18 protein-coding genes and 3 pseudogenes are annotated in these 18,414 nt (G+C 58.7%); 17 read left to right on the plus strand and 4 right to left on the minus strand.

Features of this window, described 5'->3' with window-relative positions:
• Nucleotides 1–20 precede the first annotated feature (20 nt).
• Both ACIQ0R_RS01435 and ACIQ0R_RS01440 read left to right on the plus strand, forming a co-directional pair.
• Nucleotides 21–2,348: an FdhF/YdeP family oxidoreductase gene (locus tag ACIQ0R_RS01435; protein ID WP_395823019.1), complete on the plus strand. Its 2,328-nt coding sequence runs from the start codon at nucleotides 21–23 to the stop codon at nucleotides 2,346–2,348.
• A 7-nt stretch (nucleotides 2,349–2,355) separates the two neighbouring features.
• The gene (locus tag ACIQ0R_RS01440) at nucleotides 2,356–2,655 is read left to right on the plus strand and encodes a helix-turn-helix domain-containing protein (RefSeq protein ID WP_395822965.1); all 300 of its coding nucleotides are present in this window, start codon (nucleotides 2,356–2,358) and stop codon (nucleotides 2,653–2,655) included.
• Between the two features lie 27 nt (nucleotides 2,656–2,682).
• On the opposite strand, the pseudogene ACIQ0R_RS01445 reads toward ACIQ0R_RS01440, so the two are convergent.
• Nucleotides 2,683–4,149: pseudogene (locus ACIQ0R_RS01445) on the minus strand (PLP-dependent aminotransferase family protein).
• Between the two features lie 177 nt (nucleotides 4,150–4,326).
• Here ACIQ0R_RS01445 and ACIQ0R_RS01450 point away from each other — a divergent pair.
• A pseudogene (locus ACIQ0R_RS01450) lies at nucleotides 4,327–4,497 on the plus strand (aminopeptidase); the annotation flags it as partial.
• An 87-nt stretch (nucleotides 4,498–4,584) separates the two neighbouring features.
• Nucleotides 4,585–5,433: an MOSC domain-containing protein gene (locus ACIQ0R_RS01455; protein ID WP_395822967.1), complete on the plus strand. Its 849-nt coding sequence runs from the start codon at nucleotides 4,585–4,587 to the stop codon at nucleotides 5,431–5,433.
• A gap of 3 nt (nucleotides 5,434–5,436) precedes the next feature.
• Here the strand turns inward: ACIQ0R_RS01455 and ACIQ0R_RS01460 are convergent, their stop codons facing one another.
• From ACIQ0R_RS01460 to rsmD, 3 genes are all read right to left on the minus strand, one after another.
• Nucleotides 5,437–5,715 (minus strand): YfhL family 4Fe-4S dicluster ferredoxin, encoded by a 279-nt coding sequence (locus ACIQ0R_RS01460; protein WP_395822969.1) that lies wholly within the window; start codon nucleotides 5,713–5,715, stop codon nucleotides 5,437–5,439.
• Nucleotides 5,716–5,800: 85 nt separating this feature from the next.
• Nucleotides 5,801–6,289, minus strand: a complete 489-nt coding sequence (coaD, locus tag ACIQ0R_RS01465; protein ID WP_395822971.1) for a pantetheine-phosphate adenylyltransferase — start codon at nucleotides 6,287–6,289, stop codon at nucleotides 5,801–5,803.
• 65 nt (nucleotides 6,290–6,354) lie between these two features.
• Nucleotides 6,355–6,942 carry a 16S rRNA (guanine(966)-N(2))-methyltransferase RsmD gene (rsmD, locus tag ACIQ0R_RS01470; protein ID WP_395822973.1) on the minus strand — a complete coding sequence of 196 codons (588 nt, stop codon included), beginning with the start codon at nucleotides 6,940–6,942 and terminating at the stop codon, nucleotides 6,355–6,357.
• Here rsmD and ACIQ0R_RS01475 point away from each other — a divergent pair.
• The 13 genes and pseudogenes from ACIQ0R_RS01475 (at nucleotide 6,931) to ACIQ0R_RS01535 (ending at nucleotide 18,403) form a co-directional block, all read left to right on the plus strand.
• A complete protein-coding gene (locus ACIQ0R_RS01475; RefSeq protein ID WP_395822975.1) occupies nucleotides 6,931–7,095 on the plus strand; it encodes a hypothetical protein in 165 nt (54 codons plus the stop codon). The genes rsmD and ACIQ0R_RS01475 overlap by 12 nt on opposite strands.
• 210 nt (nucleotides 7,096–7,305) lie before the next feature.
• On the plus strand, nucleotides 7,306–8,469 hold the full coding sequence (gene ftsY, locus ACIQ0R_RS01480; protein WP_395823021.1) for a signal recognition particle-docking protein FtsY: 1,164 nt from the start codon (nucleotides 7,306–7,308) through the stop codon (nucleotides 8,467–8,469).
• A gap of 78 nt (nucleotides 8,470–8,547) precedes the next feature.
• Complete coding sequence (locus ACIQ0R_RS01485; protein ID WP_395822977.1) at nucleotides 8,548–9,240, plus strand: cell division ATP-binding protein FtsE; 693 nt, start codon at nucleotides 8,548–8,550, stop codon at nucleotides 9,238–9,240.
• Entirely contained in the window at nucleotides 9,237–10,163 is a 927-nt protein-coding gene (ftsX, locus tag ACIQ0R_RS01490) for a permease-like cell division protein FtsX (RefSeq protein WP_395822979.1), read from the plus strand. The genes ACIQ0R_RS01485 and ftsX overlap by 4 nt, the downstream gene beginning before the upstream one ends.
• Nucleotides 10,164–10,269: 106 nt before the next feature.
• A complete protein-coding gene (locus ACIQ0R_RS01495; protein ID WP_395822981.1) occupies nucleotides 10,270–11,235 on the plus strand; it encodes a DMT family transporter in 966 nt (321 codons plus the stop codon).
• Between the two features lie 61 nt (nucleotides 11,236–11,296).
• Entirely contained in the window at nucleotides 11,297–11,812 is a 516-nt protein-coding gene (locus ACIQ0R_RS01500; RefSeq protein ID WP_395822983.1) for a hypothetical protein, read from the plus strand.
• A gap of 155 nt (nucleotides 11,813–11,967) precedes the next feature.
• On the plus strand, nucleotides 11,968–12,312 hold the full coding sequence (locus ACIQ0R_RS01505) for a DUF1840 domain-containing protein (protein ID WP_395822985.1): 345 nt from the start codon (nucleotides 11,968–11,970) through the stop codon (nucleotides 12,310–12,312).
• A gap of 147 nt (nucleotides 12,313–12,459) precedes the next feature.
• Nucleotides 12,460–12,816: pseudogene (locus tag ACIQ0R_RS01510) on the plus strand (alpha/beta fold hydrolase); the annotation flags it as partial.
• Nucleotides 12,817–12,818: 2 nt separating this feature from the next.
• The gene (locus tag ACIQ0R_RS01515; protein ID WP_395823025.1) at nucleotides 12,819–13,205 is read left to right on the plus strand and encodes a serine aminopeptidase domain-containing protein; all 387 of its coding nucleotides are present in this window, start codon (nucleotides 12,819–12,821) and stop codon (nucleotides 13,203–13,205) included.
• A 278-nt stretch (nucleotides 13,206–13,483) separates the two neighbouring features.
• Nucleotides 13,484–14,122: a LysE family translocator gene (locus ACIQ0R_RS01520; RefSeq protein ID WP_395822987.1), complete on the plus strand. Its 639-nt coding sequence runs from the start codon at nucleotides 13,484–13,486 to the stop codon at nucleotides 14,120–14,122.
• Nucleotides 14,123–14,170: 48 nt separating this feature from the next.
• Nucleotides 14,171–15,484, plus strand: a complete 1,314-nt coding sequence (gene rsmB / locus ACIQ0R_RS01525; RefSeq protein ID WP_395822989.1) for a 16S rRNA (cytosine(967)-C(5))-methyltransferase RsmB — start codon at nucleotides 14,171–14,173, stop codon at nucleotides 15,482–15,484.
• 40 nt (nucleotides 15,485–15,524) lie between these two features.
• Nucleotides 15,525–16,103, plus strand: a complete 579-nt coding sequence (locus ACIQ0R_RS01530; protein WP_395822991.1) for a DUF4390 domain-containing protein — start codon at nucleotides 15,525–15,527, stop codon at nucleotides 16,101–16,103.
• 2 nt (nucleotides 16,104–16,105) lie between these two features.
• On the plus strand, nucleotides 16,106–18,403 hold the full coding sequence (locus ACIQ0R_RS01535; protein ID WP_395822993.1) for a sensor histidine kinase: 2,298 nt from the start codon (nucleotides 16,106–16,108) through the stop codon (nucleotides 18,401–18,403).
• Nucleotides 18,404–18,414 lie beyond the last annotated feature (11 nt).

Here is an 18,414-nt window from a genome sequence, read left to right on the forward strand (position 1 = left end):
GCTTCAACACCAACTGTTTGATAGACTTATCCACAGCTGCTAACTCAAAACGCAGCGACCAGCCCTGGGTCACATTTCAATCAGCAGGCTGGGTCAAGATTCAATTAGCGCCAACACATCTACTGAAGGAAAAAGTGCCGGGCGGCGGTGTACGCACGCTGCTGGCGCAAAACCAGCCGGACGGCTTCGACTGCCCCGGCTGTGCCTGGCCGGATCGCGATCATGCATCGACTTTCGAGTTCTGCGAAAACAGCGTCAAGGCAGTGGCCGCTGAGGCGACCTCGAAACGCGTTACACCGGCATTCTTTGCGCAACATACTGTCAGCACGCTGCTGCAACAATCCGATTACGAGCTTGAAGAGCACGGGCGCCTGACCGAGCCGATGGTATATGACGCCGAGACCGACAAATACCAGCCGATCTCCTGGCCGGATGCATTCTCGCTGATGGCTACGCACCTCAACACACTCGACGATCCAAATCAGGCCTCTTTCTATACTTCCGGCCGCACCAGCAATGAAGCGGCATTTCTCTATCAGTTGTTCGTGCGCGAATACGGCACCAACAACTTTCCCGATTGCTCCAACATGTGCCACGAGCCGACCAGCATCGGCTTGCCGGAGACGGTCGGCGTCGGCAAGGGTACGGTCGCCCTGGACGATTTCGATCTGGCCGACACGTTGCTGATCTTTGGCCAGAATCCAGCGACCAATCATCCGCGCATGATGGGCGAGTTGCGTGAATGCGCCAAACGCGGAGCCACCATCGTCTCCATTAATCCGCTGCGCGAGCGCGGCCTGGAACGCTTTTCCAGCCCGCAGCATACATCCGACATGCTCTCGCGCGCCGGGACAACGATCAGCAGCATGTTCATTCATCCCACGCTGAGTGGCGATCTGGCGCTGGTAAAAGGGGTCATCAAACGGGTCCTGGAGTTGGATGATCTGGCGTTGCAGGATGGCACCGAGCGCATCATCGATGTCGCGTTCATCGCCCAGCATACCGCCTATTTCGATGAGTTTGCCGCCGATATCCGCGCTGAAAGCTGGGATGACATCGTCACAGAATCGGGCGTCGGCCGCGACGATATCGAGCGCCTGACGCAAGTCTATGTGCGCGGCAAGAACGTCATCGCCACCTGGGGCATGGGCCTGACCCAACACAAGCATGGGGTTGACACGATCCAGATGGTATCCAACCTGATGCTCTTGCGCGGCAATATCGGCCGCCCCGGCGCTGGCCTGTGCCCGGTGCGCGGCCACTCCAACGTGCAAGGCGATCGCACTGTCGGCATTGATGAAAGACCGACCGCTGCCTTCCTTGACCGGATTGAACAAGTCTACGGCTTCAAGCCACCGCGCGAGCATGGGCTCGATGTCGTCGGCACCATCGAAGCGATGCTACAGGGACAGGTCAAGGTATTCATCGGCCTTGGCGGCAATTTTGCAATGGCCTCGCCCGACACCGTGCGCACCTGGCAGGCATTGCAATCCTGTGCGCTGACCGCCCATATCACCACCAAACTCAACCGTAGCCACCTGATTCACGGCAAAGATGCGTTGATCCTGCCAACCATCGGCCGTACCGAAATCGACATGCAAGAGAGCGGCCCGCAAGGCGTGACGGTGGAGGATTCGATGAGCATGGTGCACGTCTCGTATGGCATCAACAAGCCGGTCGCCAAGACCTGTTTATCGGAGATCGATATCGTCGCACGCCTGGCGCATGCAACGCTGCCGCATAGCCGCATCGATTGGTTGGGATTTGTGAAGAACTACGCGCTGATCCGCGATGAGATCGCCAAAGTCTACGACGCCTTCCAAGGCTACAACGCCCGTATCCAGCAACCCGGCGGCTTCCACCTTGGCGTCGCGTCGCGTAACCGCATCTGGAAAACCGCCACCGGCCGCGCCCAGTTCAAAGTCTTGCAGATCCCGAAAGATACGCCGATCCACCGCGCCCGCCGCAAGTATGGTCCCGAGTTGATGACGTTGATGACAACCCGTTCACACGATCAATACAACACCACCACCTACGGCATGGACGACCGTTATCGCGGTGTGTTCGGCCAGCGCCGCGTGGTGTTTGCCAATCTGCAGGATATCCAGATGCTGGGCTTTGCGCCCGGAGATTGGGTCGACCTGATCGGGGTCTGGGAGGATGGCATAGAACGCCGTGCCGACCGTTTCCTGCTGGTTGAATTCGATATCCCGCGCGGCTGCATCAGCAGCTACTATCCGGAAACCAACCCGCTGGTGCCGCTCAACAGCTTTGCCGACAAGGCACGCACGCCGACCTCGAAATCGATCCCGGTATTGCTGCGCCGCTCAGCGCCGCTGGCGGCCTGAGTCAGCAATGAACGCGGAGCAAGAAATCGATGATGCAGTGCTGGCGATTCTCGCCGCACTGCATGACGAAACTACCGAAACGCGCGCCAGCAGCAACCAACCCGGCTTGTCGCTGGCCAAACTCAGCAAGCGGGTTGCGCTGCGCATGAGTACCTTGCGGCGTCATCTAAGCGCGCTGGAAGAAGCTGACATTATCAGCGTTACCAGCAACGACGATGGCACCGGCCGGGCCGTCTTGACCCCGCTCGGAACGGCGATTTTCGATGCCTTGGACGAAAGCCGTGCAAGCGCCATGGACAATGCTTAATCGGCAGCCGTCACCAATTCAGTTGTCTCACATCGCCGCCAGCATCTCAGCGAGGCGGCGTATCGCCTGTTCGATCTCCGGCGTCCAGCTGTAGCTGTAATTCATACGAATAAAGCTGCGATACGCATCTGAAGTAGAAAATAGCCGCCCCGGCGCAATCGTAATACCTGCCGCCAGCGCCTGTCGGTAAAGCGCCATCGAATCGATCCGCGCCGGCAACTCTATCCATAACACATACCCTCCGGCGGGGCGCGTGATGCGTGTGCCGGGAGGAAAAAACGGCCGATAAAAGCGCTCATGATGTCGCAACGCTGCAGCAGGGTGCGGCGTACCCGGCGCAGATGACGATCGTAGCCGCCGGCAGTCAGGTAGGCAGCAATCGCCCGCTGCGGCAGCGTCGAGGTACTCAGGGTATTGAGGAATTTCAGCTTTTCTACTTGCTCGCGATAACGTCCTGGCAAAGTCCAGCCGATACGGTAAGCCGAGGTCAGGCTCTTGGAAAAAGACGAGCAATACAGCACCATGCCGCGCGTATCATAGGCCTTCAGCACGCTCGGATGGCTGGCACCAAAATACAGCTCGTTGTAGACACCGTTCTCGATGATCGGCATCTGATAGCGCGCACCCAGCGCAACCAGTTGGCGCTTGTTTGCGTCGGGCATTTCAAAGCCCAGCGGATTCTGAAAATTCGGCATCACCATGCAGGCGGCAATCGGCTGCGTCTGCATGATGGCTGCCAATGCCTCAATATCCATCCCCAGACGCGGATCGGTCGGTATTTCGATAGCGCGCATGCCGAGCCGCTCAATTGCATGCAGCATCGCATAAAAGGTCGGCGATTCGACTGCAATCGTATCGCCAGCTTTGGCTACGGCTTGCAGACACAAATTGATGGCTTCGGTGGCGCCGACGGTGATGACCACATCGTCTGGATCGACGCTCAGCCTGGTCTCCAGGTGACGCCGGACAATCTGCCGGATCAAATCCGGATGGCCTGGCGGCAAATCATCCAGCACCCCAAGCGGGCCGCCGCTGCGCAAGATGGCACCGTTATATTGACTGATGCGTTGCGCCGGGAACAACGCCGGATCGGGATACGGTGAACCAAGCGGTACAGCATCATGTTGATGTATCGATTTGAGCGTTGCCAGCACATGGCGGCTGACATCGACCTCGGCCGAAACCGGCAACGGCGCCGACCTCCCCGGCTCAGCCGGCGAGGCATTTGCCGGCAGCCGCACCTGCAGCGCCCCCCTCTGCGCGGCCAAACTGTGGCCGCACAAAATAACCCGATTGCGGATGGCTCTCAATGACGCCACTACTCTCCAGCAGCTCATAGGCGCGCACCACGGTCGTGATACTCAGCCCATGTTGCCGGCTGGCCTGCCGCACCGAACTGACACGGTCACCGGGTCGCAATACGCCGCTGTGCACCGAAGCAGTCACCTGTTCGGCCAGACGTTGGTAAAGCGGTTGGCGGCGGGAGGTTTTCAAGCAAAGTGCTCGCAGCAATAAGTAACCAACGGATTATAGTGACAAACTGCCAAACCAACAGTCTCTCAACTCATACTCCGGTTCACACTCTGGCTGCGCCCCACTGTGGCGAACATGAGCAATAAAAAAATATAGAAATCCTTGCCCGGGTTTGGCGCGCCAAACCCGCTCATATCGCCGCTTAGCTGCCGCCTGCAAATCCAAAGCCCGGCGTTGGCCGACCTGTTCTGCCAACTGCCGCTGTTGCAACGGATCGATGCCGTCAACCTTGAATTTGCCGCGCCGTCGGTGCAATATGCGGTGCGTATCCTGAACAGCTTGTCGGCCATGTCGTTCATGCTGCGCTAAACATAGACGCGCACGTAAACTGGTGAAGTGTTTTATCCTTAAGCATCACTCCAATCAGTAGTTTATGCACACAGTAGAATAAATACGATGCCAACCATCAGCAACCTGACGCTTTATCCGATCAAATCCTGTCGTGACATCGACCTGCGGGAGGCTACCGTCACGGCCTTCGGCCTCAAGCATCAGCAGGTACATGATCGCCAATGGATGGTGGTCGACAGCGCCGGACAATTCCTGTCGCAGCGCTCGCATGCCGCGATGGCGTTGATTGTGCCAACCGTGCAATCGGATGCAATGCTGGTGCAGGCACCGGGCATGGCGCCGCTGACCGTACCGACCGCTCCGCCAGCGCCGCTCACGCCGACGCTTGCGGTTACCATCTGGGACGACACCATCAGCGCGTACGATTGCGGCGATCAGGCCGCGGCCTGGTTTTCGCAGACGCTCGGCACGCCTTGCAGGCTGGTGCGCTTCAGTCCCGCCGCGCTCAGGCTGGCGAGTAAGAAATGGACCAACGACAGGGATGTACCGACGCTTTTTTCGGACGGCTATCCGATGCTGCTGATCTCGCAAGGGTCACTGGACGACCTCAACCGCAAGCTGTTGGCACAAGGCCGCACTGCGTTGCCGATGAACCGTTTCCGCCCGAATCTCGTGATTGATGGCGTCGATGCCTTTGAGGAGGATTTCGTGGCGACCATTCAGGCCGGCAGCGCTTGCCTGCAACTGGTCAAGCCATGCTCGCGCTGCCCGGTGCCGTCTATCGATCAGGCCACCGGAAAATACGGCCCGGATCCGCTGGATATATTAATGACCTATCGCGTCAATCCGCGCCTCAATGACGCCATTACGTTCGGCGTCAATACGATCTTGCTGGAGGGTGATGGCGAAATCCTGTACGTGGGCCAGGAAATCGCGCTGGAACTGGCGTTCTAGTGTCTACGGCGCCTTGGCGGCCGATGCCGCTGCCAGCTCGGCTTGCAGGCGCTCATACTTGGCCTGCAACTGTTCCTTGGATTCGTGCCAGGCCGGGTCTAGCGGGATGCAACTGACCGGGCAAACCTGCTGGCATTGCGGTTCGTTGAAATGCCCCACGCATTCGGTGCATTTATTGGGGTCGATCTCATAAATCGACGGTCCCATATAAATCGCACCGTTCGGGCACTCGGGCTCGCATACGTCGCAATTAATACAGTCGTCGGTGATCAATAAAGCCATTGGACTACTCTTTTAAATCTGGATCCCGCGGGATCAGGCGCTCCCGCCTTGCCACATTATTCTATGCCGATTGGCGCGTTGCCGCTCAAGACTTCTGTGCTTCGAGCTTTTCTTTCAGCCATTTTTCGACCGAAGGGAAAACAAATTTGGAAACGTCGCCTCCAAGTGTGGCGATTTCGCGGACGATGGTGCCGGAGATGAATTGGTACTGGTCAGACGGCGTCAGGAACAAGGTTTCCACATCCGACAGCAAATAACGGTTCATGCCAGCCATCTGGAACTCGAATTCGAAATCTGACACGGCGCGCAAGCCGCGCACAATCACGTTGGCGTCATGCTGGCGCACAAAATCCTTAAGCAAGCCGGAAAAACTCTCCACCTGCACATTCGGATAATGGCCGAGTACTTCATTGGCAATCGACAGACGCTCTTCAAGGGAGAAAAACGGCTTCTTGTTCTTGCTGTCGGCAACTCCGACCACCAGCTTGTCGAACAGCCCGGATGCGCGACGCACCAGATCTTCATGACCACGCGTGAGCGGATCAAACGTTCCCGGATAAACTGCAGTGACCATCTTGTTCCCCTTGCACCCAATCAGATCGCGCATTATGCCTGATTTTACATTCGGCACAATTCGCATCAGGCGGAATTGTGCTGCTTTCTCAATAAATGATAGAACACCATTCCCGCTTTATCGGCCCGCAGCAACTCCCATCCGGCCAGCCATGCCGGCAACTCCTCGGGCGACAGCGCAAATTCGGACTCCAGATACAAAAACCCATACTCGCTAAGCAAAGCGCGGCATAGCGGCAGCGTTTTTTCCAACCAGCCCTGGTGATACGGCGGGTCCAGAAAAATCAGGTCGTAACGTGCCGCATCGCCTGCCGCCTTACTCAGCCAGGTTGCTGCATCGCTGCGCAATATCTGCACCTGAAGCGCATCCAGCTTGACCTTGGTGGCCTCCAGCTGGCGCACTGCGGGCGTATTGTGTTCGATCATGGACACTGCCGCCGCACCGCGACTGGCCGCTTCGAAACCGAGCGCGCCGGTGCCGGCAAACAAATCCAGACAGCGCACGCCGCTCCAATTTCCATCAAGCAAGTGCGCAAGCCAATTGAACACCGTCTCGCGCACCCGATCCGGAGTCGGGCGCAGCCCTTCGCTATCCAGCACCGCCAACGGCGTGCGCTTCCAGACGCCGCCAATAATCCTGACTTGCCGGGCCAACGGCGCTTTACCGTTAGTTTTATTGGTGGCTTTATTCGTGGCTTTATTCGTGGCTTTATTCGTGGCTTTATTCGTGGCTTTATTCGTGGCTTTATTCGTGGCTTTATTCGTGACTTTATTGCCGGTTTTATTACTGCTTTGCTTTTTCATTAACTTTTATAAATGGAGGAGCTTTGCACAAATTTTGCAGATTCGATCACGCCTGGCCGCAGACGATACCCGGATAATGGCATCGCGGGCAAGATGATCACAAATTCGAAGCGCATCGCTCTGATAGAATGCCGGGAATTGTACCTCTTGTCCGGCCGCCCGACGCGGGCCACCGTAACACTCTATTTCACCGCCTTCCAGACCAGGCCTCAGATGTTTAGTTTCTTCAAGAAAAAACCAAAAGTCGAACCGACAGCGTTGCCAGAAACGTCAGCGGCCTTGCCCGCTGCACCTTCTGCACCTGCTGCACCTGCAGCGACCGCGCCATTGCCTTGCGCGCCACAGCAGGCAACTGCTGCTACTCAACCGCCGGCCAATATGCAGCCCGCAGCGCCGCATGCTGCGACCGCGAGCATCGCGCCGCAAGAGGCGGTCGAAACGACCGTGGAAATTGTCGCCGCGCCGGTCGCAGCCGAGCAAAAGCGCTCCTGGCTGTCGCGCCTGAAAAGCGGGCTGTCGAAGACCTCATCCAACCTGACCACGCTGTTCGTCGGCGCCAAGATCGACGACGACTTGTATGAGGAGCTGGAATCGGCACTGCTGGTCTCCGACGCTGGCGTCGAGGCCACTCAGTTCCTGCTCAACGTCCTGAAAAAGAAGGTCAAGGAAGAAAAACTGACCGAGGCCACCCAGGTCAAGGCGGCCTTGCGCACCTTACTGATCGATTTATTGAGCCCGCTGCAAAAGCCGCTGGTACTGGATCAGCATCAGCCGCTGGTGATGATGATCGCCGGCGTCAACGGCGCCGGCAAAACCACCACCATCGGCAAGCTGGCCAAGCACTTGCAGGCACACAAGCAATCGGTACTGCTGGCGGCGGGCGACACATTCCGCGCCGCCGCGCGCGAACAGTTGACGATCTGGGGCGAGCGCAACAACGTCACCGTGATCTCCCAGGAATCCGGCGATCCGGCGGCAGTGGCATTTGATGCCGTGCATTCGGCCCAGGCACGCGGTATCAACGTGGTCATGATCGATACTGCCGGCCGTCTGCCGACGCAATTGCACCTGATGGACGAGCTAAAGAAAATCAAGCGTGTGATCGGCAAAGGCATGGCGACGGCGCCGCATGAAGTGCTGCTGGTCATCGATGGCAACACCGGCCAGAACGCGCTGACCCAAGTCAAGGTTTTCGACGATGCGCTCGGCCTGACCGGCCTGGTCATCACCAAGCTCGACGGCACCCCCAAGGGCGGCGTGCTGGCGGCAATTGCCACCAACCGCGTAATCCCGGTATATTTCATCGGCGTGGGCGAACAGATTGAAGATTTACAGCCTTTCGACGCCACTGAATTCGTCGATGCTTTGCTGGCCTGATCTCGATCCAGGCACCCAGAGTGGCCCAACTTTTGGGCCAGGCGTTGCCGATACACCCGAGGAAAATAATCTACCGCGATGATTGCATTCAACCAGGTATCAAAAAAATATGCGCGTGACGTGATCGCGCTGCGCGATATCACGCTGACGGTCAACAAGGGCGACCTGATTTTTCTGGCGGGCCCGTCCGGCGCCGGCAAATCGACTTTGCTCAATCTGATTGCCGCCATCGAGCGCCCCAGCAGCGGCACGCTGACTGTCAGCGGCGCCAACGTCGGCCGACTGAAATCCTCCGGCCTGCCTTACCTGCGACGCAATCTGGGGCTGATCCTGCAACAACAAAAGCTGCTGCAAGACCGCACGGTGCTGGCCAACGTCATGCTGCCGCTGCTGGTGACCGGCGCCACGCGCAGCGAAGCTGAAAAACGCGCGCAAGCGGCGCTCGATAAGGTTGGCCTGCTGGACAAGGCGGCCAGCGATCCGCAGGCGCTGTCGGGCGGCGAACAGCAACGTGTCTCGATTGCACGCGCCATCGTCAATCGCCCACAAATCATTCTGGCCGATGAACCTACCGCCAACCTCGACCGCGACAACGCCAACAAGTTGCTGGATGCACTCAAGTCGTTTCACGCGGTCGGCGTGACCTGCCTGATCTCGACTCATGACGAGCAATTCCTTAACAGTGCCAACCGCGTCGTGTTCCTCGACCAGGGGCAGATTGTCGACCATTGGCAAAATTCGGCGATGCGCTCAAACGGCGGTGCAGCATGAAGATCTGGCTGCGACAACATTGGTTTGCCCTCTCCGACGCCTTCACCCACCTGCTGAAGTCGCCCGGCGGCTTTGCGCTGAATGTGCTGGTAGTAGCGATTGCGCTGGCGCTGCCGTTTGGCGGCCTGACGCTGATGGAAAACGTCCGCCCGATCTCCGAGCAACTCGCGGTGGAGCCGGAGATCAGCATCTTCATGGCGCTTGATACCGCACGCGACAAGGCCACGGCACTGGCCAGGCCGATTGATGCCGTGCTGCACAAACATCACAGCGCCGCCAAGGTTTTGTTCATGCCGCGCGAAGACGCACTGATCAGCCTGAAGAACAAGACCGGCATGGACGATGCGTTGACCACATTGGGCCAGAACCCGCTGCCAGACGCCTACGTGCTGAAGCTGAGCGGCTTTCACGATGCCCCCGATGCCGGCCGCATCGACCTCATAGCCGCCGAGCTCAAAGCACTACCGGGCGTCGATACCGTGCAGGTGGACTCGGAATGGGTCAAGCGTCTGGCCGCCTTGCTGGCGATCCTGCGGCTGGTATTGCTGTTTCTGGCGGCGACGCTGGCGGTCGTGGTGGTAGCCGTGGTGTTCAATACCGTACGCCTGCAGGTGTTGACGCAGCGCGAAGAAATTGCCGTCGCCAAACTGGTTGGTGCCACCGATGCCTTCATCCATCGGCCGTTCTATTACACCGGCGCGCTGCTCGGCCTGTGCGCCGGCGGCCTGGCGCTGGGCGCGGTAGCGCTCGGCATGCAGCCGCTGAACCAGGCGATTGCCGAATTCGCCCGCCTGTATGCGTCGGAATTCCGCCTGCTGCCGCTGAACTGGATCACAACTCTGGCGCTGCTGGCGCTCAGCGCCGGCCTCGGCCTGATCGGCGCAGTGTTATCGGTGCGCCGCCATCTGGCACGCCTGGCCTGATCCGGCCGGACCGATCCATACCAGCCTACACCAGCCCATACCGAAACATACTAAATCATGCGCCACGCCATCTCGCGTTTCATCTATCCATGACAAGCTTGGCGCCATGCTGAGCGGACTGCTATGCGCGCTCGGGGCCGGCCTGATGTGGGGGCTGGTGTTTATTGCGCCGCTGATGCTGCCAGACTACCCCGGCATCATGCTGTCGTTCGGGCGTTACGTCGCTTTCGGCCTGATCGCGCTGGTACCGGCCCTGCTTGACCGCAAACGCGTCACCGTGCTGACCAAGAGCGACTGGCGCGCCGCCCTGAAGCTGTCGCTGATCGGCAACCTGCTTTACTGCGCCGCGCTGGCGACGGCGATCCAGCTGGCCGATGCGCCACTACCAACCATGCTGATCGGCACCTTGCCGGTGGTGATTTCGGTATTTTCCAACTGGTCGCCGGGGCACGCTGCGGAGAGCGTAGCCTGGCGCCGGCTGGCACCGTCGCTGATCATCATCCTGATCGGCATCCTGTGCGTCAACGCCGCCGAACTGGCGCACATGCGCGCCGCCGCCAGCGAAGCGGGCCACACCCGCAGCATGTTCGACTATGTATTGGGCTGCCTGCTCGCGCTCGGCGGCGTGGCCGCGTGGACTTGGTATCCGATCGTTAATGCGCGCTACCTGCGCGCCAATCCGCATATCAGTCCGTCAACCTGGGCTACCGCGCAAGGCCTGGCCACCTTGCCGCTAGCGCTGCTCGGCCTGTTCGGCTACGGCGCCTATCTGAAACTGGCAGGTGGCAGCTATGCATTTCCGTTTGGTCCGCGGCCGCTGCAATTCGTCGGGCTGATGCTGGTCATCGGGCTGTGCGCATCATGGATCGGCATCCTGCTCTGGAACAAGGCCAGCCAGCATTTGCCGACCGCGCTGCTGGCGCAACTGATCGTATTCGAAACCCTGTCGGCGTTGCTGTATGCGTTCATTTTCCGCGGTGCCGCTCCCGGGATGCAGGTGATGGCCGGGATCGCTTTGCTGTGCATCGGCATCGTTTTCGGTGTGCGTACTTTCCAGCATCAGATACCATAGCAACTGTTTCCATTTTTGCAGCCCGCTGCGCTATCTCGTGAAACCAGCATCGCTCCCTCCTGTGAGCCCCCTGTTACTGTGCGCTGCGTTGTTGCTTGGCGCCTGCTCCCCCCAATTCAATTGGCGCGAAGTGCGCAGTGCAGACGCCTCCTACAGTGTGCTGCTGCCGGCCAAACCGTCAACATTTGCACGGCAGATCGATCTCGACGGCATCCGGGTGACAATGAGCATGACCGCCGCCAAGGTTGACGACACGGTATTTGCGGTCGGCAGCGCCACCCTGCCGGATGCCGCCAAGGCGCAAGCCGCGTTAACGGCGATGAAAGCCGCACTGGTAAAAAATATCAAGGGCACCGTCAAAGCGGAGAAAGCCAGCGCCGCCGCCAGTGCGCAGCGATTATCGGGCAGCGTCGATGTCGAAGCGGTTGGCCGCACCCGCGACGGCAGGGCGGAAATCCTGTACGGACATTTTGTCAACCGGGGCGACAAAATCTACCAGGTCATAGTGATGGGGCCGGAAAAAACGGTTTCGCGCGAGAATGCCGACACTTTCATCACTTCCTTCAAGCAGAATTAGTCGCGGATCCGCGTTGTCGTTGCGACCACACGCAGCCAACGCCAGTAACCCCGTTTACCCCTGCACTGTAACCAGCAGTGACAGCAGTGGCAAACAACGCAACAAAGAAGTATTCTGTACACTGTCTTTTTATCAAAACAATATCTTGAGGTTTTATGTTAGTTACTTTCAAATCCAAAGCGTCGGCCGAAGTAATCATGTTCGAACACGACGCCAAGCGTATCCTCGACCTGCTCAATAAAGACGTCAAGATCGGCGTCATCACCGCGGCCGAAGGTGCAGATGCGATCGCCAGGCTGGAAGCCGAGACATCGGAAAGCCGGGCCCACCCAGCCTCCGACAGCGTCCAGCGCGACATCGCTGCCCACCACAACGAAGCCGGCGACGACAGCGGCCACGAGCCGGTACAGACAGTTAATTTCGCCAGCCGCATTCACCCGCTACTGGAAATGCTGCGCGAAGCGCAAAAGCATAACGACGACGTACTCTGGGGCGTCTGATCATGGCCTCTGCTCGTGAGCAGCAGCTTACGACAGACGACGGCATCTCTTTGTTTGTCAGCGACTGGCCGCCGCCTGACGGCACGCCAGTCGCGGGTAGTATCTTGCTGATGCACGGGCTGGGAGAACACGCGGGGCGCTATGCCCATGTGGTGCGTTTTTTCAATCGCTGCGGGCTTGGTGGTACGCGGCTACGATCACCGCGGCCACGGCCGTTCCGGCGGTAAGCGCGGCGGCCTGCCGGACAGCGGCGCCTTATTGCGCGACGCCAAGCTGGTGCTAGATGATCTGGTGCGCCAGCAAGCCCTGGCGTATCCAGAGTTAGCGTCGCCAGCTCCATTGTTGTTTGGCCACAGCATGGGCGGCCTGTACGCGGCACACTTTGCCACGGCGCAGATGTCGCCGCTGCGCGGTTTGATCCTGTCTTCGCCCGGCTTGGCGTTAAGGTTGAGCCTGCTTCAACGTGGCATGCTCAAGCTGATGTCCCTGCTGGCCCGGGCCTGGCTGTGCCGAACGGCCTGTCACCGAATAACCTTTCGCACGACCCGGCAGTCGCTGCCGCATACCGCAACGACCCACTGGTGCACGACAAAATCAGCGCGCGCCTGCTCAACAGCATACTCAAAGCCGGGGAATTTTCACTCGCACATGCGCCGACGCTGGCGATCCCGACCCTGTTGCTGGTGGCCGGCGACGACCGCCTGGTCGATACGCACGGCAGCCAACGCTTTTTTGAAGCCCTGCAGCCCGGCATCGGTGCCTTTTACAGTTACGAAGGCATGTACCACGAACTGTTCAATGAAATTGGCTCGGAACGGGTATTTTCCGATCTGCGACGCTGGTTGCAAACATCATGCACGCTGGGGCCGGTTAATGCCAGGGTCAGTTGCTAGGGCTTGTTGCTAAGGCTTGCTGCCAGGTCAGTGTCAAGCCAAGTCTTGAAAGCACCGCGAGCGCCAGCGCCGGACATGCTGCCGTACACATGGCCCGGCCTGTTCAAGGCCAACTGCAAGATTTACCTCACAGCAAATTCTCGCATGCGCGGCGGTTTTGACAATAAGTGCGATCAAAAGCCGGAGATATTGCGCATAGCCGAGGTTTTTCCGGTCACGCTCACGCCCTATCCCGTTACAATCTCAGCATTCTGACCAACCTGTCGAGCTCAGCCGCCATGACATCGTTCGGCATCACCAATTTTGGCCTGTTTTTGATGGCCGTGCTGCTATTAAACGCCACCCCAGGCCCTGATACCGCGTATATCGTCGGCCGCAGCGTCGCCCAGGGGCCGCGCGCCGGCCTGATGTCGGCGCTTGGGATTACCGTCGGTTGCTGTATCCACGCAACCTTGTCGGCTTTCGGCCTGACCGCGCTGCTGGCCGCTTCGGCCACCGCGTTCATGGCAGTAAAGCTGGCTGGCGGCGCCTATCTGGTCTACCTTGGCATCAGAATGTTATTCAGCAAGCAATCATCATCCGCCGACCATGGCCAGACACTCGACCTGAGGCCACACAAGACAATTTTTGTGCAAGCCTTGATCACCAACGTGCTAAATCCAAAAGTGATTCTTTTCTTCCTGTCATTTTTCCCGCAATTCGTGAATCATGACTCGCCACACAAGATCTTGGCTTTTTTGTTGCTGGGTGCGGTGTTTGCTACCATGTCGCTATGCTGGAACAGCGGCACCGCAATGCTGGCAGGTGCCCTGACCCGGCATGCCAGCAGCAACCCCCACATCAAACAATGGCTGGAACGTACTGTGGGGGTTGCCTTTATCGCACTGGGCATCAAACTGGCGACGACCAGGAATTGACCGGAAATCTTACCAAAGCTGCTTACGCATCATCTACCAGAACCGCTTGTGACTTATTCAACCCTAAAAAAAGACTCTCTCGCCTTTAGCCTGCTGGGCGCCGCCCAAGCCGTCGCCCTGGTGCGTGACGGTGCGGCACTGCCGCAGGCGCTGACCCAGATATTTGCCCACGCGGCGGCGCCAGCGCCGACGCGTGGCGCGATACAGGATATTGCCTATCGCACCATGCGCGGCGTCGGCCGCGCCGAAACGTTATTGAACAACCTCGCCAGCCGCCCGCCGGAACCAACTCTGTTGCATTGCCTGCTGTGCGTCGCGCTGTGCCTGCTGGCCGATGTCGACGATCCGGCCTACGAAAACTTTACGGTGGTCAACCAAGCCGTGACCGCGGTCGATTCCGATCCGCAGATGGCGCATGCTAAGGGCATGGTCAATGCCGTGCTGCGCCGCTTCCTGCGTGAACGCGAAGCATTGTTGGCCAGCGCCGTCAAGACACCGCTTGGCATGTGGAATTATCCGGTATGGTGGATCGATCGCTTGAAGGCGGCTTATCCGCAGCAATGGCAAACCATCCTGACGGCAGGAAATGCAGCGCCGCCGCTGACCTTGCGCGTCAACCGCCGCAAAACCAGTGTTGCCGATTATCTGCAAACCTTGGCCCGACATGACATCGCCGCCAGGCAGATCGGCGTCGATGCAATTCGCCTCGATAACTCACTACCGGTAGCGCAGATCCCCGGGTTCGAAGATGGCTTGTCATCGGTGCAAGATGCCGGTGCGCAACTGGCGGCGCCATTGCTGGACTTGCATGACGGCATGCGCGTGCTGGACGCCTGCGCCGCTCCCGGCGGCAAGACCGGGCACATCCTGGAAATCGCCAATGTCGACCTGACCGCATTGGACAATAATCCGAAACGTTTGCAGCGCATCACCCAAAACCTGCAGCGCTTGCAATTGCAGGCCAAACTGCTGCAAGGAGACGCCAGCACAGGCAGCGCCGGCGGCGGTTGGTGGAACGGCGAGCAGTTCGACCGCATCCTGGCCGACGTGCCGTGCACCGCTTCCGGCATCGTACGCCGTCATCCAGACATTCGCTGGTTACGCCGTAAAACCGATACCGAGCAACTAGCAACACTATCGGCAAAGATTCTGGACAACCTTTGGCAGATGGTGCGCCCGGATGGTAAATTGTTACTGGTAACATGTTCCGTCTGGCCGCAGGAATCGGAAAATCAAGCTGCAACCTTTGCCGCCCGCAATCCGAATGCGCGTCGATTACCGGCGCCAGGGCAGTTGCTGCCTACGGCCGACACCGGGCACGACCACGATGGCTTGTTCTACGCACTGCTCCAGAAGTGCTAAGACCTTGTTTCACAAATAACTTTTACCTTACCTGAAACCAGTGACACAACCATCGCCTCAACTCATCAAATACTGGCTGCTGGCCCTGATGCTGGCATTAGCTTTTGGCCATTCGTCGAGCTTGGCATCGGACGGCGTTGAATTGAGTCAGGCCCATATCGAAGCAGGCGACGATGGCTACCGCATGTCGGCAACTTTTGCGTTCGATCTCAACCGCGGCCTGGAAGAAGTCATCAACCGCGGCGTGTCGCTGTACTTCACCACCGAGGTTGAACTGACGCGGCCGCGCTGGTACTGGTTTGACGAAAAGACAATCACCGCCACACAAACCATCCGCCTGCAATACAACGTCGTGACGCGGCGCTATAACGTTGCCATCAACGGCAGCCTGCAACAGAGCTTCAACACGCTCGACGATGCGCTGGCGCTGATTCGCCGCCCCAATCGCTGGCTGATTGCCGACAAGAGCATGCTCAATAGCGGCGAGGTATATCAAGTCGCGGTGCGCATGGGGCTCGATCTCGGCTTACTGTCAAAGCCGTTCCAGGTCAACGCCCTCAATAACAGCGACTGGCGCTTTTCTTCCGACTGGAAACGCTTCAACTACAAGGCTGAATAACCGTGTCGCGCGCGCTCCGGTATCTGTTGGTAGTTGGCGGTGCTGTCGTTAACATCCTGCTGTTCGTCCTTGCCTCCGCCACCGCCAATTCGGATTTTTTCGACAAGCACTATTCATGGCTGCTGGGCTTGAACGCGCTGATGGCGGTGCTGCTGCTGGGCCTGGTCTGCCTGCTGCTTGGGCGTCTGTATAGCCGCTACAAACGCGGCAAATTCGGTTCGCGCCTGATGGCCAAGCTGGTGCTGATGTTTGCGTTGATCGGCATCCTCCCCGGAGTGATCATCTATCTGGTATCGGTGCAATTTGTATCGCGTTCGATCGAATCCTGGTTCGATGTGCACGTTGAAGCGGCACTACAATCCGGCCTCAATCTCAGCCATGCTGCGCTCGACTCCTCTCTTAGCGATCTGACCTCGAGGGCTCGCACCCTGGCCTCTGAATGGTCCGAGCTGTCCAACTCGGCGCAGGCAACCCAGCTCGGGCGGCTCAGCGACCAAAATCTGGAAGCCTCGATCGTCACCGCCAACGGCCAGGTTATCGCCTCCGTCGGCGGCCATCTGGGCACGCTGATTCCTACCCTGCCGACCACCAGCATGCTGCAGCAGGCACGTCTGCCGCGCGGCTTTGCCGCCATCGAAAGCGATCTCGATAGTCCGACCCCGCGTCGCGCCGCGCAATCGTCGGCTACTCAAGTCAACGATCTGCGGCTGCACGTGGTGGTAGAGATACCTGCACCATTAAAAATCTCGTCGCTACAAAACGAGACGCATTTCCTGCAAATGATCCAGCCGGTTCCGACCTACCTCGCCACCAACGCCGATGCGCTTGGATCGGCCTACAGCGAATATCAGGAACGCTCGCTTGGACGCTCCGGGTTGCGCAAAATTTATCTGGTGACGCTGACGCTGACGCTGCTGCTAGCGGTGTTCGGCGCAATCGCCAGCGCTTTTCTGATCGCCACCGATCTCGCCAAACCACTGCTGCTGCTGGCAGAAGGCACCAAGGCCGTTGCCGAAGGCAATCTGTCGCCGCGACCGATCGTCGCCACCTCGGACGAATTGGGCACGCTGACCCAATCCTTCAATCTGATGACGCGGCAATTGTACGAAGCGCGCGCCTCGGTTGAAAAAAACCGCAATGAACTGGAAAACGCCAAGGCCTATCTGGAATCTGTGCTGGCCAACATGTCCGCTGGCGTGATGGTGCTGGACGGCGACTTCCGGCTAGTCACCAGCAACCAGTCGGTAGCACGCATACTGCAATACGATTTTTCACCACATATAGGACAGCCGCTCAACATCATTGACGGCCTGGGGCATTTCGCTGAAGTCATCACCAATGCGTTCTCGGAACAGAATGCACAGTTCGCGACAGGTAAAATTGGCCCCGAACTGCTGCACTGGCAACAGCAGATAGAAATTCCACGACGGGTCGATAGCGGCGCCAGCAGCGATGCCGACGACATCACGCTACTGGCGCGCGGATCGCGTCTGCCGGTAGAAAATCGCGCCGGCTATGTGGTGGTGTTCGACGATATTTCCAACGTCATCTCCGGCCAGCGCTCAATCGCCTGGGGCGAAGTAGCGCGCCGCCTGGCTCACGAGATCAAGAATCCGTTAACGCCGATACAGTTATCCGCCGAACGCCTGCAGATGAAGCTGGAAGACAAGCTGATGCCTCAGGACGCAGCCATCCTGAAGAAAAGCACCGGCACCATCGTCAATCAGGTAGCCGCCATGAAACGCATGGTCGACGATTTCCGCGACTACGCCAAGACCCCTCCGGCCGTGCTGGCTGAACTTGATTTGAACGTGCTGGTGGCGGAAATTCTGCATCTCTATCTGGCCGGTGACGAGCGCGACATGATCCATGCATCGCTGGCGCAGGATTTGCCGCAAATCATGGGCGATGCCACTCAACTGCGCCAGGTCATTCACAATCTTTTGCAAAATGCCCAAGACGCCGTGATGGACCGCAGCGACGATCCGACCCCGCCTCGCATCGACGTCGTCACCGAGCGTGTCAGCTTCCAAAGTTCTGATGGCCTGTCGCGCACCGCGGTACGTCTGTCAATTACCGATAACGGCTCTGGATTCGCGCCGAAAATTCTGGCGCGAGCGTTCGAACCGTACATCACATCGAAACCGCGCGGTACTGGTCTGGGGCTACCGATGGTGAAAAAAATTATCGACGAACACGGCGGCCGCATCGATCTGCAGAATCGAGGCGACACAAAGGGCGCAAAAATCCTGATTTTGCTGTTAAAGTTAGCCTCGAATCAGGGCTCGTCAATTATTTAATTTGGTTTTGA

Origin of the sequence: Collimonas sp., from assembly GCF_044339385.1 — a bacterium.
Lineage (GTDB): Bacteria > Pseudomonadota > Gammaproteobacteria > Burkholderiales > Burkholderiaceae_D > Collimonas.

Coding starts and splice junctions, on each gene's coding strand:
- coaD (WP_395822971.1), bottom strand. CDS start 6,289: ATGGTCACTGCAGTTTATCCGGGAACGTTTGATCCGCTCACGCGTGGT.
- ACIQ0R_RS01485 (WP_395822977.1), top strand. CDS start 8,548: ATGATTGCATTCAACCAGGTATCAAAAAAATATGCGCGTGACGTGATC.
- ACIQ0R_RS01440 (WP_395822965.1), top strand. CDS start 2,356: ATGAACGCGGAGCAAGAAATCGATGATGCAGTGCTGGCGATTCTCGCC.
- ACIQ0R_RS01520 (WP_395822987.1), top strand. CDS start 13,484: ATGACATCGTTCGGCATCACCAATTTTGGCCTGTTTTTGATGGCCGTG.
- ftsX (WP_395822979.1), top strand. CDS start 9,237: ATGAAGATCTGGCTGCGACAACATTGGTTTGCCCTCTCCGACGCCTTC.
- ftsY (WP_395823021.1), top strand. CDS start 7,306: ATGTTTAGTTTCTTCAAGAAAAAACCAAAAGTCGAACCGACAGCGTTG.
- ACIQ0R_RS01460 (WP_395822969.1), bottom strand. CDS start 5,715: ATGGCTTTATTGATCACCGACGACTGTATTAATTGCGACGTATGCGAG.
- ACIQ0R_RS01495 (WP_395822981.1), top strand. CDS start 10,270: ATGCTGAGCGGACTGCTATGCGCGCTCGGGGCCGGCCTGATGTGGGGG.
- ACIQ0R_RS01455 (WP_395822967.1), top strand. CDS start 4,585: ATGCCAACCATCAGCAACCTGACGCTTTATCCGATCAAATCCTGTCGT.
- ACIQ0R_RS01505 (WP_395822985.1), top strand. CDS start 11,968: ATGTTAGTTACTTTCAAATCCAAAGCGTCGGCCGAAGTAATCATGTTC.